Source organism: Mediterraneibacter faecis, from assembly GCF_055383675.1.
This window is the reverse complement of sequence record NZ_AP043803.1, coordinates 3199281-3214476: the sequence shown is the minus strand read 5'-3', so window position 1 is coordinate 3214476 and position 15196 is coordinate 3199281. Positions and strand designations below refer to the sequence as shown.

14 protein-coding genes and 1 tRNA gene are annotated in these 15196 nt (G+C 41.0%); 7 read left to right on the top strand and 8 right to left on the bottom strand.

Going from position 1 to position 15196, the window contains the following annotated elements:
* Positions 1-141: 141 nt before the first annotated feature.
* The 3 genes from ACZ47Z_RS15200 (at position 142) to ACZ47Z_RS15190 (ending at position 1775) form a co-directional block, all read left to right on the top strand.
* Positions 142-705 carry an RNA polymerase sigma factor gene (locus ACZ47Z_RS15200; protein WP_117861307.1) on the top strand — a complete coding sequence of 188 codons (564 nt, stop codon included), beginning with the start codon at positions 142-144 and terminating at the stop codon, positions 703-705.
* Positions 689-1474 (top strand): hypothetical protein, encoded by a 786-nt coding sequence (locus ACZ47Z_RS15195; RefSeq protein ID WP_054754425.1) that lies wholly within the window; start codon positions 689-691, stop codon positions 1472-1474. Before ACZ47Z_RS15200 ends, ACZ47Z_RS15195 begins: the two co-directional genes overlap by 17 nt.
* Positions 1475-1652: 178 nt before the next feature.
* Positions 1653-1775: a hypothetical protein gene (locus ACZ47Z_RS15190; RefSeq protein WP_264466043.1), complete on the top strand. Its 123-nt coding sequence runs from the start codon at positions 1653-1655 to the stop codon at positions 1773-1775.
* Between the two features lie 217 nt (positions 1776-1992).
* On the opposite strand, the gene ACZ47Z_RS15185 is transcribed toward ACZ47Z_RS15190, so the two are convergent.
* Positions 1993-2069 (bottom strand) — tRNA-Arg (locus tag ACZ47Z_RS15185).
* A gap of 523 nt (positions 2070-2592) precedes the next feature.
* Positions 2593-3198, bottom strand: a complete 606-nt coding sequence (locus tag ACZ47Z_RS15180; RefSeq protein WP_054752666.1) for a TetR/AcrR family transcriptional regulator — start codon at positions 3196-3198, stop codon at positions 2593-2595.
* A 226-nt stretch (positions 3199-3424) separates the two neighbouring features.
* Between ACZ47Z_RS15180 and ACZ47Z_RS15175 the strand changes: the two genes are divergently transcribed.
* From ACZ47Z_RS15175 to ACZ47Z_RS15160, 4 genes are all read left to right on the top strand, one after another.
* Positions 3425-6187 carry an FAD-dependent oxidoreductase gene (locus ACZ47Z_RS15175; protein WP_464525717.1) on the top strand — a complete coding sequence of 921 codons (2763 nt, stop codon included), beginning with the start codon at positions 3425-3427 and terminating at the stop codon, positions 6185-6187.
* A 208-nt stretch (positions 6188-6395) separates the two neighbouring features.
* Entirely contained in the window at positions 6396-7331 is a 936-nt protein-coding gene (locus tag ACZ47Z_RS15170) for a DUF5692 family protein (RefSeq protein WP_055163273.1), read from the top strand.
* A 765-nt stretch (positions 7332-8096) separates the two neighbouring features.
* The gene (locus ACZ47Z_RS15165) at positions 8097-9386 is read left to right on the top strand and encodes an L-cysteine desulfidase family protein (protein WP_464525716.1); all 1290 of its coding nucleotides are present in this window, start codon (positions 8097-8099) and stop codon (positions 9384-9386) included.
* Between the two features lie 2 nt (positions 9387-9388).
* Positions 9389-10576, top strand: coding sequence for an iron-containing alcohol dehydrogenase (locus ACZ47Z_RS15160; RefSeq protein ID WP_464525715.1), 1188 nt, complete (start codon positions 9389-9391; stop codon positions 10574-10576).
* Between the two features lie 15 nt (positions 10577-10591).
* Here the strand turns inward: ACZ47Z_RS15160 and ACZ47Z_RS15155 are convergent, their stop codons facing one another.
* The 6 genes from ACZ47Z_RS15155 to ACZ47Z_RS15130 form a co-directional block, all read right to left on the bottom strand.
* Complete coding sequence (locus ACZ47Z_RS15155; protein ID WP_054752672.1) at positions 10592-11383, bottom strand: helix-turn-helix transcriptional regulator; 792 nt, start codon at positions 11381-11383, stop codon at positions 10592-10594.
* A gap of 51 nt (positions 11384-11434) precedes the next feature.
* Complete coding sequence (gene sdaAA, locus ACZ47Z_RS15150) at positions 11435-12304, bottom strand: L-serine ammonia-lyase, iron-sulfur-dependent, subunit alpha (protein ID WP_020437104.1); 870 nt, start codon at positions 12302-12304, stop codon at positions 11435-11437.
* A gap of 23 nt (positions 12305-12327) precedes the next feature.
* Positions 12328-12996 (bottom strand): L-serine ammonia-lyase, iron-sulfur-dependent subunit beta, encoded by a 669-nt coding sequence (sdaAB, locus tag ACZ47Z_RS15145; RefSeq protein ID WP_054752674.1) that lies wholly within the window; start codon positions 12994-12996, stop codon positions 12328-12330.
* 148 nt (positions 12997-13144) lie between these two features.
* The gene (locus ACZ47Z_RS15140) at positions 13145-14080 is read right to left on the bottom strand and encodes a TlpA disulfide reductase family protein (protein WP_015527735.1); all 936 of its coding nucleotides are present in this window, start codon (positions 14078-14080) and stop codon (positions 13145-13147) included.
* Positions 14081-14121: 41 nt separating this feature from the next.
* A complete protein-coding gene (locus ACZ47Z_RS15135) occupies positions 14122-15009 on the bottom strand; it encodes a 4Fe-4S binding protein (RefSeq protein ID WP_054752676.1) in 888 nt (295 codons plus the stop codon).
* Positions 15002-15142 carry a CD1871A family CXXC motif-containing protein gene (locus ACZ47Z_RS15130; RefSeq protein ID WP_020435933.1) on the bottom strand — a complete coding sequence of 47 codons (141 nt, stop codon included), beginning with the start codon at positions 15140-15142 and terminating at the stop codon, positions 15002-15004. The genes ACZ47Z_RS15135 and ACZ47Z_RS15130 overlap by 8 nt, the downstream gene beginning before the upstream one ends.
* Positions 15143-15196 lie beyond the last annotated feature (54 nt).

Below are 15196 nucleotides of genomic sequence, written 5' to 3'. Positions count from 1 at the left end.
TGTATAAAAGGATTAGTAGTCATCAAGGCTCGAGCCGTATACAGGGAAACTTGTAAAAATATAATGGATGGCTGCAACTTTTTTCATATGACTTTTGTATATAAGGTAAAGAGATGAAAAGAAGGTGGGAGGTGGAACGTATTGAGTAATTATTATGATGAGAATGAACTAATTAGACGAATCCAAAAAGGAGATGAATCAGCGTTAGCAATAATAATTTCGGAATATCATGCTTATGTCGGAAAAATTGTATACAGTATCTTAGGCAGTTACTCTCATAAAATTGATCTTCAGGGTGTGGTTAATCAGATCTTTTTTACCTTGTGGCATAAAGCTAATAAAATTGATCCATCGAAAAGCGTTACAATAAAAGGTTATTTAGGCACATTGGCCAGAAATACAGCTATAAATGAAAAGAAAAAATGCATACCAGATTACCAGATAAATGATGAGGTCATAGCAGATATTTCCGATGATTTTAACCAGGTTGAATTGAGATTACTGCTGGCGAATGCTCTGAGGAAACTGAATAAGGATGAGCAGTTAATATTAGTTCTGTTTTATTTTCAAAATGAGAAAATAGCCGATATTTCCCGCATTACAGGTATTCCGGCATCCACAGTAAAAAGCAAACTCAAACGCTGCAAAGAGAAGATGAAAAAATTTTTGGAAGAAGGAGGAAATCAGTATGAAAATTTCGTATAACGATATGTTTACTAACATTTCAGATGTTGCTTATGAAATATTAGAAGAAAATGATATGTTTAATGATGAAACCGATGATATGTTTTCTTCAGATAGAACTTGTAAAGATGTAACAGATATGATCCATGATCAGAAAATCATGAGAAAAAGGCATTTTGCTATCAAGAGTGTTTTACTGGTTGCAGCTCTTGCTGCAATGTCGTCTATTCTTGCTATTGCTCACAACTACGGTGCAGCATTAATTGATGACAGCAACCGGCATTTAGTTGGAAAAGGACTTCATGGAGAAGGACAGATAATAGGAGCTGATGAAGAGATAGAGGTTCCGGATGAACCTTCAGATGGAATTTGGGAAACAACAGCTCGTATTAAATCATACAAAAACGTAAGCATTAGTCCAAACAGTATAACAGAATTTGCTGTATCCGGTGACGCCGGACAATATATTACTCCGGAAATTATATTTGGCAACAATGATTTAGTCATTTTTGAGCAGGAAGACGGATCAGGCTGGAAATTAAATGAGGGAGAAACCTTAATGATTCAGGCAACGGAATATGAAGCGGAAACAAACGGTGGAAATGGCCAGGGAATCATGTATTTTTATATCTGTGACGGTGAAATATTAGATGGAAAATCAGAGCCTCGTAAAGAATTAAATCAAACCTTTGAATTAACTGCAGAAAAATCCGGAGAATATTATATCTGTCTTTTAGGTGTAAGCTCAGATCCTATATCTTTAAAGGAAGGAAAAATAGTTATTAAATAGTAAAAAACGGTTATGAGAGAGAGTGCGATTACCAGGTTAGGTGATCGCACTCTCTCTCATTTTTTTATTATAGGAAACTTCAAATTTTTTTAAAATTATGCAACTTTTTTAATGTTCCATTGTATATATAGGTAACAGGAAGTGTGGGAAATAAAGGAAGTAAAGGAGGTAAATGTTTATGAAAACAATTTTAAAGCGAACGATTGTTTTTTTTCTTTCTCTTGCAATGATAATTTCTGTAGCATGTTCTACGGCGGTCGCAGCAGAGACACCAGAAGATCAAATTTACATCTCCCAATAAGGGGTGACAACAGAGCGGAACCAAAATGTTAGCTGGACTTCTTAAAACCCATGTTTGCAAACCGGTAATTTTGATTAGCTGTCAGCTAACAAAAATCGGATTACGTTAGCTGGAAATTGATCATTTTGAATGGAATTTTATGTCACGAATGTGATTAGAAAATAACAAAAGCGTTCGTTGTCAGCTAATTCAGCTAACATTTTCGAACGCTTTGAACCGTCCCTGGGGGGATTCGAACCCCCGCAAAAACCCGCCTTAGGAGGGCGGTGCTCTATCCAGCTGAGCTACAGAGACACATGACGCAAACCCTTGATTTTACTGGGTTTCTAGGATTTTTCCCTTTGGGGAATGCCTCGGCCTTCCTTAGGAGGACCTCGTTATATCCATTTAACTAAGGGAACAATTGTATCTGTATTCCAGACACAGTTAATATCTTATCATAGAACCTACAAATTCTCAACCGTTTTTCATCTATTTGGAAATGAACCGTGTTGATGGAAATACGAGAGAAACTTGATGCAATCGGGATATCGTCTGAACAGATAGACAAGAATCAAGTAGTCGTTAAGCATGTTAAAATAGATGGGAAACACTGTAGATGTATGACGAGACGGGACGATAGTTATATTGTTGCCGTAACAGTGGAGGATTCTGTTTATTTACAGGGAACTCTTTTAGCAATACTGATAGTGGGCACTTATCTGGTATTGGCGACATGCTAGATGATGTATATGCTCTCGAAAGTTATAAAAGAAAGGGATAGAAGAAAATAAAGCCGGTGCAGGATTCATTTCCTGTATCGGCTTTACTGCTCCTATCAAGACTCTCTATGTTTCTCAATATAATACGGAACGCAGGTTGTGAAGAAGTCAAGTAGCGTATCTGCATAAGAAGTATCATCTTTTGGAATCGCATGAAGTACCTGTTGAATCGCGAATCCATCAAGTGTAGCCATAAAGATAGAAGCGAATTGTTCTGCAAGCTTACGATCATCAAGTGCAAATGCAGAAGCAAAAAGCGTAGCAGCCTGATCCAGAATCGACTTCAATCCGGAGGTATATTTCTGGGAAAATTCTGAATCACATTTCATCGCATCTGATAATAGAAGTAAGTATAGCTTTTCTTCCTGAAGGCGTTTGAAACGAATCCGAGCTTCTTTTTCTACATCAGAAAAGAGAGAATCTACGGTGATTTTCTCGTTCTCATTTTCATGAAAAATACGATGTGCAAAATGAATCGAATCAGTGACAATCTCATCAAATAAATCCTGTTTATTCTTATAGTAATAATAAATCGCGCCGGTTGTCATATTGGCTTCGGCAGCAATCGAACGCATACTTGTCTTATCAATTCCGAACTTTTCAATCTGTCGGATCGCAGCTTGTTTGATCTGTGTTTTGGTTGTGTTTTTTTGTTCATTCATGTTCTTTACACCTCGAAATGAATTTGTGTTATTACTCACAAAATCTGCATCATCCGTGTCTCTTGGCAGTGTGGTTGACACGGGAGTGAACAGTAACATGATTATAGCATAAAAAAAGATAAATGTAACATCGATATTTGTTTGACAAAGCACATAACAAATGTTATGTTGGTCTTATAGGAAATTATTATAATTTATGAAAAGATTTATGAAAAGGAGAGGGAATATGACAGACAAATTTAAAGGCTGGTATCCGGACTATATTGAGAACGAAAAAGAACGTGAACCAATCTTAAAACTTGCCAAGATGATGACAGGGCGTGCAAAGAAAAAGCTCGGATTAGAGAAGATGACAAAGTACGATCCGGAGTATTGGGGACTGGCACTTTTGTGTACAGATGAGCAGGCTGAGATCGCATTGAAGATGGGGGTGCGCCAGCCGAAAACTTTAGATCAGATGGTAAAGGTGACAGGCAAGGACAGAGGTTATCTGGAGAAGCAGTTAGAGGAAATGGCAGAGGTTGCGCTGGTGGAGTATAACTGGGAAAATCCACAGCATGAGAAGCAGTATGTACTGCCGATCTTCGTACCTGGAAGTGCAGAGTTCTCTTGTATGAATGCGAAGATGTTAGAGAAGCATCCGGAGCTTGGACTTTTCTTTGAGAGAATGAGTCGTATTGCATTGGAAGGACTTGCACCATTTATGCCTGAGGGCGGTGTTGGAATGCATGTTATTCCGGTAGAGAAGGCGATTTCAACAGAGAATCAGTCTCTGCCAATTGAGCACATTTCACATTGGCTTGAAAAGTATGAGGGAAAATATGCAGCGAGTCCATGTTCTTGTAGAAGATCTCGTAAAACATTCGATGAGGGATGTGCGGATGATCCGGAAGAATGGTGTATTGCGGTGGGCGATATGGCAGATTATATCGTTGAGACAAATAAAGGTGGACACTATATTACAAAGGAACGCGCGTTAGAGATTCTAAAACAGGCAGAGGACAATGGTTTCGTACATCAGATTACAAATATTGACGGTGAGAATAAGATTTTCGCCATCTGTAACTGTAATGTAAATGTCTGTTATGCGCTTCGTACTTCACAGTTATTTAATACACCGAATATGGACAGATCTGCATATGTTGCAAAAGTTGAGACAGAGAACTGTGTGGCTTGCGGACGTTGTGTAGAGTACTGCCCGGCAGGTGCTGTTAAGCTTGGTCAGAAGCTTTGTAAGAAGGATGGTTCTCAAGTAGAGTATCCGAAGCATGTTCTTCCTACAGAGAAGAAATGGGGACCGGAGATGTGGGACGAAGACTATCGTGATAAGAACCGCATCAACTGTTATGATACAGGTACAGCTCCGTGTAAAACAGCCTGTCCGGCACATATCGCTGTTCAGGGTTATATCAAGATGGCAGCGCAGGGAAGATACAGAGATGCCCTTGCACTGATCAAGAAGAACAACCCACTCCCGGCAGTCTGCGGACATATCTGTAACCGTCGCTGTGAGGACGCATGTACACGTGGAACAATCGATCAGGCAATTGCAATCGATGAAGTTAAGAAGTTTATTGCAGCTCAGGATCTGAATGCTGAGACACGTTTTATTCCGGAGAAAGTAGTTCCGGCAACAAAAGGATATTTCGATGAGAAGATTGCAATCATCGGTGGTGGACCGGCGGGATTATCCTGTGCATTTTACCTTGCCGAAAAAGGTTATAAACCAACTATTTTCGAGAAAAATGAGCGCGCCGGCGGTATGCTCGTATACGGAATCCCATCATTCAAATTAGAGAAGGATGTCGTACAGGCAGAAATCGATATTATCAAAGAGATGGGGGTAGAGATCAAGACTGGTGTAGAAGTTGGAAAAGACATCACATTAGATGAACTTCGTGCACAGGGATACAAAGCATTTTACATTGCAATCGGATGTCAGGGCGGACGTCTTCCGGGAATCCCGAATGATACAGTAAAGGGATGTGCATCTGCGGTTGATCTCTTAAAAGAGGTGAATGCAAATGAGAAATACGATATCAAGGGTGACGTAGTTGTCATCGGTGGTGGTAACGTAGCAATCGACGTAGCAAGAGACTCTAAGAGATGTGCAAGTGACGATACAAAGGTAAATATGTTCTGTCTGGAGTCCAGAGAGACAATGCCGGCTTCCGTAGAAGAGATAGAAGAAGCTGAGTCAGAAGGAATCGTTGTAAATCCGGGCTGGGGACCGAAGGAAGTTCTCGTAGACGAGAATGGTGAGGTTTGCGGTGTTGTATTAAAGAAATGTCTTTCTGTATTTGATGCAGAAGGAAGATTCAATCCGACATATGATGAGAGTGAGCTTATGACAGTAGAATGTAAGCATGTATTCTTCTCTGTTGGTCAGTCAATCGTATGGGGTGATCTGTTAAAGGGAAGCAAGGTAGAACTTGGACGCGGCAATGGAGCAGTTGCAGACGAGCTTACTTACCAGACAGCAGAACCGGATATTTTCGTTGGTGGAGATGTTTATACAGGACCGAAGTTTGCAATCGATGCGATCGCAGCAGGAAAGCAGGGAGCAATCTCAATCCATCGTTTTGTACAGCCAAAGTCCAGTCTTACAATCGGACGTAACAGAAATGATTTCATCGAATTAGATAAGAATGACATCAAGGTGGAGAATTATGATAATTCCAGCCGTCAGATTCCAGGACATAATGATGCAATTGATACAAAACATTCCTTCCGTGATGCAAAGCTTTTATTTACAGAAGAGCAGGTGAAAGCGGAGACAGCGCGCTGTCTTGGATGTGGAGCATCTGTTGTTGATCCGAATAAATGTATCGGCTGCGGACTTTGTACAACAAAATGTGAATTTGATGCAATCAAGTTACATAGAGAACTTCCGGAATGTAGCAGAATGGTTCCTTACGAGGATCGTCTGAAATTTGTTCTTCCGAACATGGTAAAACAGTCCATCAAGTTAAAATTTAAGAAGAAATAAATTTGAAAGAAATTAAAGTAACTGTTCAGAGCCAACCTCCAAAATGCTACGCATTTCGTCGGTGTGGCGTATCCGCCAAATAAAATTTCAAAAACAGTCTTAAAAATGCAAGCATTTTACACCTGTTTTATGAAATTTTGCTTGGCTCTGAACAGTTACAAATTAAAATCTAAGGAAAATTTTAAAAGGAAACAAGGGGGAAAAGTAAATGGGAATACTTTATAATGTACCTGACTTAAAAACCTGGGGAATTATGTTCTTTATCCTCGTAGTCCTGATCGCACTGAATGAATTAGGACGTGAAACAAAATGGGGTGGAATCTTACTGTTTGTGATTGTTCCGGTTGTGCTGACAATCTTTGTATGGCCGACAACCTGTGCGCCGGGAAATGAGTACGGAACCGGAAACTGGTTCAACTGGGCAAAGACTTACTCTGCACTTGCAGGTTGTGTTGGTTTCATGCTGATGCGTTATATTCCGAATGCGACAAAGCATAAATGGGTAATCTGCTTCCCGCCACTGATTCTTGCAATCAATATTTGTGAGGCAGTTTTCCGTGATTTCGAGGCATACAGCTTCCATGCATTTGCAGGCGAGAAGGTAAACAATCTCTGGGTTATGTCAGGACCGTGGAATATCATGAATGGAATTGCAGGTATTTTAAACATCCTGCTGATCTGCGGGTGGACAGGTATTTACATTTCCAAAGAAAAGAGTAAAGATATGATGTGGCCGGATATGGACTGGATCTATATCCTTGGATATGATCTTTGGAACTTTGCATATACATATAACTGTATTTCAGACCATTCTGTATACTGTGGTGTGATTCTGCTGTTATCCTGTACTATCCCTGCATTCTTTATCAAGAAAGGATGCTGGTTACAGCATAGAGCACACACACTGGCACTTTGGATTATGTTTATCATGACAGTTCCACAGTTTGCAGACAGACTGGCGCCTGTTCCGACAACACATAATCCGAAGGCATTCTTTGCTGTAAGCTTTCTTTCTTTAGTTGTGAATGCGGCAGCAGTTATTTACCAGTTCAGCGTAATCCGCAAGAATAAGTTGAATCCGTTTAAGGATGAAATTTATACAGACAAAGCATTTTACAAGAAAATAAATGCAGAGAATAAATAAATTGATAATAAAAAATCCAAACAAGGATTTTTTGCGGCCAAAAACAGAAAGTATTTATCAAAATAAAAATATCCTGAACAAGTTGCAGAGCCAGAAAGCCTTGTAACTGTCAGGATATTTTTGTTTGGTGCTGTCAGCTTTAAAAAACGTTATTTACCGACAGCCCCTTCTTTATGTGAGATACATAACTTACTGGAAAATGTCTTGAAAAAACAAGAAAAATATTTAAATTATAGCGTATTTACAGATTTTGGCTACTTTTCATCTGGATTTGGCAAGAAATGCACCTCCTTTTCGCCTATAATGCAATTGTAAATGAAAAGGAGGTGTTTAGAGATGATGAAGAGAATTAAAAGATGGCTGCATGAGATTTATGAAGAAGATATTAAGTTCTTTGGACAGATGAACGGAATGTACTTTAGATAAGCAATAGAAAAAGAAAATAAAAGAAAAAAGGAGAAAGAAAATTATGAGAAAATTAGCAAAATGGTTTGAAGAATCACTTGAAAGTTATGTAAAATTAATGGGTAATACTTATGGATGGGGCGGAAGATTGTAAGCCATGGAATATACACAAAAATCAAATCAAATAAACAATAAAAAATAAGGGTAGATGTCTTGAGAGAAGATATCTACTCTTATTTTTTATATATAGAAATTCTTCACAAATGTGATTCTATCCGTAAATGATTGTTTTATTTTCTTAAAAAGTATATACTTGTTTCATATACATTTACGTTATTTTGAGAAAGGAGCACCTTTTAAATGGACTCTATATTATACGAAAACTATCTGAATATCCTAAGGCAGGAACTAGTACCTGCTCTTGGATGTACAGAACCGATCGCAATTGCCTATACAGCGGCAAAAGCACGTCAGATTCTTGGAGAATTTCCAGATTCTGTAGAAATGGAACTCAGTGGAAATATTATCAAGAATGTTAAGGGCGTTACAGTTCCGAATTCCGGAGGAATGAAAGGAATGGAAGTGGCAGCAATTCTTGGTATCGTAGGGGGAAATGCGGATAAGGCACTGGAAGTGTTGAGTGAAGTGACTTGTGAAGATATTGCGAAAACGAAAGAACTGATCAATCAGAAAATCTGTTCCTGTTCTTTAGTTGAAGGAGTTGATAACCTCTATATTACAGCTAAAGTAAGAAAAGGAGAGCATTTTGCTTCTGTAACAATCGAACATCAGCACACGAATATTACAAGAATTGAAAAGGATGGTGAAGTGCTGTTGGATAATCCTTATAAATCAGAGGTTAAGACTACCGTAGATAAATCAAAACTTACGGTTAAAGATATCCTTGATTTTGCGGATCAGGTTCGTATGGAAGATGTGCAGCCGATCATTGATCGACAGATTAAACTGAATTCTGCGATTGCTCAGGAAGGACTTGATAATAACTATGGAGCGCAGATTGGTAAAACTCTGATGCATGTATGGGGAAAGAGTGTTACTACGAGAGCCTGTGCAAGGGCAGCAGCCGGAAGTGATGCGCGTATGGGCGGATGTTCTATGCCAGTTGTTATCAATTCAGGAAGTGGTAATCAAGGCATGACGGTGTCGCTTCCGGTTATTGTGTTTGCAGATGAATGGGAAGTATCTCATGAGAAGCTTTGCCGTTCTCTTGTTGTCAGCAATCTGATTGCGATCCATCAGAAATATTATATTGGAAGTCTTTCGGCGTACTGTGGTGCAGTCAGTGCTGCCTGTGGCGCCGGTGCAGGGATTACCTATATGTATGGTGGAACCTATCAACAGGTTTCCCTGACAATCATCAATACACTTGGAAATATCGGAGGAATCGTTTGCGATGGAGCGAAACCTTCCTGCGCAGCGAAGATAGCGACATCTGTTGATGCTGCACTTATGGCTTTTCAGCTTAGTATTCAGAACAAAAGTTTCCTGCCGGGAGAAGGTATCATCAAAGATGATATTGAAGAAACAATTAAGAGCATGGGTTACATTGGAAGAGTTGGTATGCGTGCCACGGATACAGAGATTCTGAATGTAATGATAGACCGTGCGGATATCAATGAGGAGTGCTAGAAATGAATAATTTTATCTATGAAACACCAACAAAAGTATACTTTGGAAAAGACGAGGAATTAAAGGTCGGTAAGATTATTGCAGGATTTCATCCAAAGAAAGTTCTGGTACATTTCGGTGGAAATTCAGCAAGAAAGAGTGGACTGCTTGATAAGGTGGAGAATTGTCTGAGGGAAGAAAACATCAGTTTTGTAGAGCTTGGCGGAGTAGTTGCGAATCCGGAACTTCCGCTTGTAAGAGAAGGGATTGAGCTTGGCAAAAAAGAAGGCGTAGACTTTGTTCTTGCAGTAGGAGGTGGATCCGTTCTGGATTCATCTAAGGCGATTGCAAATGGACTGGCGAATCCGGAAGTGGATGTCTGGGATTTTCATTGTGGTAAAGCTGTTCCACAGAAGACACTTCCGAAGGGAGCGATCCTGACATTGGCAGCAGCCGGTTCCGAGATGAGTTCTTCCTGTGTGATCAGTAATCTGGAAACAGGAGAGAAACGTGGCTGTAACGGACTCTTTAACCGTATGAACTTTGCAATTGAGGATCCGGTTCTTACTTATACAGTAAGTCCTTATCAGACAGCATGCGGAGCAGTAGATATTGCAATGCATACGATTGAAAGATATTTCTGTCCGGGGGAGGATACCTATCTGACAGATTCGATTGCAGAGGCTGTGATTAAGAGTGTACGAAAAGCTGCAGGAGATTGTCTGAAGAATCCGGAAGATTATACTGCACGAGCAAATATGATGTGGGCATCTTCACTTGCACATAATGGACTCACACAGTGTGGAAGAGAGTTCCAGCTCGTTGTTCATCAGTTAGAGCATGAAGTATCCGGAATGTACCCGGAAGTAGCGCATGGAGCAGGACTTGCAGCGCTGTGGTGCAGTTGGGCAAGATATGTTTATAAAGCAAATATAAATCGCTGGCTGCAGTATGCATCTAACGTATGGGGACTGGATATTGATTTTGAACATCCGGAGAAGACAATTGAAACTGCAATTGATATGCAGGAGCAGTATTATGCATCGATAGGGATGCCAATCGGATTAAAAGAACTTGGTGTAAAAGAAGATGATCTTGCGAAATTGGCACTTGACTGCTCAAGGAACAAAACCCGTTCATTGATTGGATATAAGCCATTGGCATATGAGGATATTCTGGTAATTTATCAGATGGCATATGAGAGAGGTTAATATCGAAAGAGCTGCTTAATGCGGCTGCTTTCGATACTCTCTTGGTGACATATGATACTGCTCCTGGAATACTCGGTTGAATGTCCGTTGACTGTCGAATCCTGCCCGGATGCAGATGTCGAGAATCGTATGGTCGCTGTGAAGCAGGAGACTACAGGCATAATCCAATCTTGCTTCATTCAGATACCGGTTAAAATTAGTATGAAATGTACCGGAGAAGACACGTGATAAAGAGGACTGACTGATTCCAAGGTCATGAGCCATTTTGGAAAGCGTCAGTTTTTCTGTATAATGTGCAGCAATATAAGAAACAGTCTGGTAGATAATGTTATTACTTCCCACACTGCTCTTATCTATCATTTCAAATAAGGGAAGAGTGCGTGCAAGTATAATCTGAATAAATGCCTGATGCAGAACATGCCCTTGTGAAGCGGCTGGATAGACCAGCATGCTTCGCAGGGCATAATTTACGTCTGGGTGTACTTCTTGAGCCAGAATTACCGGATTTACAGGACAAAATTGCTGTAATTCTTTCGTATAACTAGGAGCAAGAAGCGGTGAAGCAAGTGCATAAATCGCCTTACAGGATTCACTGTTGAATACCTGATAGTGGTGGATCAATTCCGGAAATACAAGTGCAAAATCGCCTTTTTCCATATGATACAATTCAGTTCCGACTCCGATTTCCAGTGTACCTTCTGTCACGGATACAAGTTCCATTGATTTGTGAAGATGTGGGGGAATATGGCAAGAAATCTGTTCAGCGATTTCCAGTGTTTCTTCATTTTCTTCGTAAATCGGTTTCATTTTTTCCTGCCTCCGGGTTAATTATTTAGAATAGTTGATCTAATAGTATTATCATGCGTGTATATGACATGCTTCACAGGCAGATGGTGTTGTTGCGCATCCGCTTAATGCTGTCTCACGCAGTTCAACCGGAAGTCGCTTCCCGACTTTGTACATTGCCTCGAGCATTTCATCAAAAGGAATGAGCTGAGAAATGCCGGCAAGAGACATTTCAGCTGCAATCAGTGCATTGGCAACCCCGGCTGCATTACGGTTCTGGCAAGGGTATTCTACCAGACCTCCGACCGGATCACAGACGAGTCCAAGCATGTTCATAAGGACTGTTGAGGCGGCATCCAGACATTGCTTAGGAGTTCCACCCATAAGTTCAACAGCGGCAGACGCTGCCATAGCAGATGCAACACCAACCTCAGCCTGACACCCTCCGACAGCACCGGCAACAGTGGCATTTCGCATGGCGAGGTAACCGACAGCGCCCGCATTGAAGAGAACCTGCTGAATCTCTTTGTCGGAGAAATGGTATACTTCCTGAAAAGCGAGAAGCAATCCCGGAACGATGCCTGCGGAACCGGCGGTAGGTGAAGCAACGATCAGTCCCATGGACGCATTTGTCTCAAGGGTTGCCATAGCATAAGTGATAGCTTTCTCAAGCAGTTCACCGCACAGTCCCTGACCACTGGCAGAATGCTGGGCAAGTTTTTGTGCCTCTCCGCCGATCAGCCCGCCCATGGAACGGATTGGTTTTTCAATCGGAGAGCGGGCAGCTTCTTTCATGATTTCAAGAACACGCGCCATTTTTTGATCCGCTTCTTTAGCAGGACATTCTCCGGTTATGATCTCTCGATTACGCATAACTTCAGAGATAGAAATATTCTGTTCCTTACATAGTGTAAGGAGTTCGTTTGCATTTTTAAAATCCATATAAAAAACCTCCTTGAACACAATCACATCTGTACGACCATAACATCCAGAACATGTTCGTTCTGGCGGATGGTGTCGGCAATTTCTTCCGGAAGTTTTCCGTCGGATTCTACAATCGTGTAAGCAGTGTGTCCTTTCGATTCACGAAACAGACGCATAAAAGCAATATTGACCCGGCGGTCGCTGAGACAGCTGGTGATCCAGGCAACAACACCCGGAACATCCTTTTGGACAACAATGATAGCACTGTATTCACCGGTGAAATCTACTTCTACATGATTGATCTGTGTGATGTGGACTTTACCGCCGCCAAGAGATTCTCCACGGATCGTCATCTCCTGATCGGCAGTATTGGTCATAATAATATCGACGGTATTCGGATGAATATCAGTTTCTTCCTCATTCGGAGTAAAAGAGTATTTCAGTCCGTTTTCTGTAGCAATCTCGAAGGAATTCCGGATTCGCATATCATCAGTGGAAAATCCCATGATTCCTCCAAGAAGTGCGCGGTCAGTACCGTGTCCGTGATACGTTCTGGCGAAAGAGCCGTAGAGAATAAATTCTACTTTTGCAAGCGGTCCGTTGATCATCTTCTGTGCAAGATAAGCAATGCGTGCCGCACCGGCAGTGTGAGAACTGGAAGGACCGATCATATTCGGCCCCATAACATCAAAAACGCTGATAAAAGACATTTTAAATAGCCTCCTGAGTTTGTATATATGAGTTTAGTATAGCAAGTGCGGCGGTGGATGTAAACTATGAGAAACACGATCCGCGTAAATGCTGTTAGGGGCAGTTACTGCAAACAGTAACTGCCCCTAAGTATGATACTTATGCGAATTAGTTCTGATCAAGTACGGACTGGATCTGCTTCATCAGCTGATCGTAGTTTGACTGATCATCGATGCCACCCATGAATGGCTCGCCAACAATATTTCCGTCTTTATCTACAAGAACTGTTGTAGGGAATGCCATGATGTTTCCGGCATATTTTCCAACTGTTGAATTAGAATCGAAAGTCAGGTTCTTGTAAGAAGCGCCCTGTGCTTTCAGAATTTCTTTTGCTTCTTTGATTCCAGCCTCATTGTTGTCTAAAGTGTCAGTGTTGATACCTACAACTTCACCGCCCATTTCTTTGAGCTTCTCATTTAATTCATTCAGTTTGGAAAGCTCTCCGACGCACGGCTTGCATCCACTGAACCAGAAGTTTACAACTGTAACTTTGTTTTTAGCAAAAAGGCTGTCGTCTACATCATTGCCGTCCAGATCTTTTCCTTTGAAACCTTTGAATACACCTGTGGACTCATCTGATTTAGAGGAAGCGTTGTCGGAGGATTCGGATGCAGCGCTCTCTTTCTCGAGTTTTGCAATCTCTTCTTCGATACCGCGAATTGTTTCAATGTCTTTGCTCAAAGTTTCATATTCTTCTTCAGAGAAAGAGTCTTTATTAGATTCAACTGTACTTGCAAGAAAGTCAGCATAGTTTTCGTTCATGGCATCACCGTCAGTGTTCTTGTTCATAAGACCAAAGACTTTGTCCCATGCATCTTTGTGATCAGCAAAAAGCTGGTTTTCCTGCTGGTAAAGGTCGTCCAGTTTTTTGTTCAGCTCGTCAGTGCTGCCCGTTTCTGTTGTGGAAGAAGATTCCTGTTTTGTATTGGTTGTTGAGGAAGAATTTCCGCAGCCTGTAAATGCAAAAAGTACAGAAATGGCAAGTGATGCAGCGATTACCTTTTTTAATTTCATTGCGTTTGTTCTAAGTGTTTTGTTTTTCATGATTTTAAATCTCCTTTAAATTACATTTTGTTTGTTTTAGTTTATTTATTGTCAGCCTTTTTCTTGTTTGAAAACCCATAATGATAGCAGATTGCGTCAGTCGGACAGGCTTTCATACATTCTCCGCAGCGGATACACTCCGGATGGTTTGGTGTGTCTACTACGTTGACATCCATCTTGCAAACACGGCTGCATTTCTGGCAGCCAACACATTTCTCATGATCAACCTGGATCTTAAGAAAAGATACCTTGTTAAACAGTGAGTAAATAGCGCCCAGCGGGCAGATCCATTTACAAAATGGACGGTAAAACAAGATGCTCAGGATGATGAAAAGCGCAAGGATCGTGAATTTAAATGTAAATAAATGTCCAAGCGCGGAACGGATTCCTGAGTTGGCAAGTGCCAGTGGGATTGCGCCTTCAAGTACTCCCTGCGGGCAAATGTATTTACAGAAGAAAGGATCTCCCATACCAAGTGAATTGGTTACAAATGCCGGAAGCAGTATAACAAAGACAACCAGAATCACATATTTCAGATACCGCAGAGGCTTCAGCTTTGCGGTGGAAAGTTTCTTGCCCGGAATTTTATGCAGCAGATCCTGGAACCATCCAAACGGACAGAGAAATCCGCAGATAAATCGTCCTAACAGAACACCTAACAGGATGAAAAATCCTGTGATGTAGTAAGTGAACTTAAATTTGGAGGATCCTACTACAGCCTGAAATGCTCCGATCGGACAGGCGCCTGTGGCGGCAGGACAAGAGTAACAGTTTAGTCCCGGAACGCACATCGTCTTTACATTTCCCTGATAAATTTTCCCTTTAAACAGATTCGGGATATGAATGTTGGTCAGCAGCGTTGCAGCTGCCTGAATCCATCCGCGGAAGCGGACCAGAGGGTTTTTGCTTGATTTCATTTTCTTATCCAATTCCGACACACTCCATACATAATTTTATTGCCTTGCTAAGCACAACCGCAGCTTCTCCGCGGAAGATTCCGACAAGGAAAAATACCAGACCGGCTGCAAGTAAAAGAATCTGTGTTGCTTTTTCAGATTTCATTCATATACTCCTTTCAATGTTCAAAGTCAGTTTATTGTTACTGTTTACTCCCGT

Bases quoted from the DNA above. Each gene is read 5' to 3' on its own strand.
- sdaAB (WP_054752674.1), bottom strand. From the start codon at position 12,996: ATGTCTTTTATCAGCGTTTTTGATGTTATGGGGCCGAATATGATCGGT.
- ACZ47Z_RS15175 (WP_464525717.1), top strand. From the start codon at position 3,425: ATGACAGACAAATTTAAAGGCTGGTATCCGGACTATATTGAGAACGAA.
- ACZ47Z_RS15180 (WP_054752666.1), bottom strand. From the start codon at position 3,198: ATGAATGAACAAAAAAACACAACCAAAACACAGATCAAACAAGCTGCG.
- ACZ47Z_RS15155 (WP_054752672.1), bottom strand. From the start codon at position 11,383: ATGAAACCGATTTACGAAGAAAATGAAGAAACACTGGAAATCGCTGAA.
- ACZ47Z_RS15165 (WP_464525716.1), top strand. From the start codon at position 8,097: ATGGACTCTATATTATACGAAAACTATCTGAATATCCTAAGGCAGGAA.
- ACZ47Z_RS15160 (WP_464525715.1), top strand. From the start codon at position 9,389: ATGAATAATTTTATCTATGAAACACCAACAAAAGTATACTTTGGAAAA.
- sdaAA (WP_020437104.1), bottom strand. From the start codon at position 12,304: ATGGATTTTAAAAATGCAAACGAACTCCTTACACTATGTAAGGAACAG.
- ACZ47Z_RS15170 (WP_055163273.1), top strand. From the start codon at position 6,396: ATGGGAATACTTTATAATGTACCTGACTTAAAAACCTGGGGAATTATG.
- ACZ47Z_RS15195 (WP_054754425.1), top strand. From the start codon at position 689: ATGAAAATTTCGTATAACGATATGTTTACTAACATTTCAGATGTTGCT.
- ACZ47Z_RS15190 (WP_264466043.1), top strand. From the start codon at position 1,653: ATGAAAACAATTTTAAAGCGAACGATTGTTTTTTTTCTTTCTCTTGCA.
- ACZ47Z_RS15140 (WP_015527735.1), bottom strand. From the start codon at position 14,080: ATGAAAAACAAAACACTTAGAACAAACGCAATGAAATTAAAAAAGGTA.
- ACZ47Z_RS15130 (WP_020435933.1), bottom strand. From the start codon at position 15,142: ATGAAATCTGAAAAAGCAACACAGATTCTTTTACTTGCAGCCGGTCTG.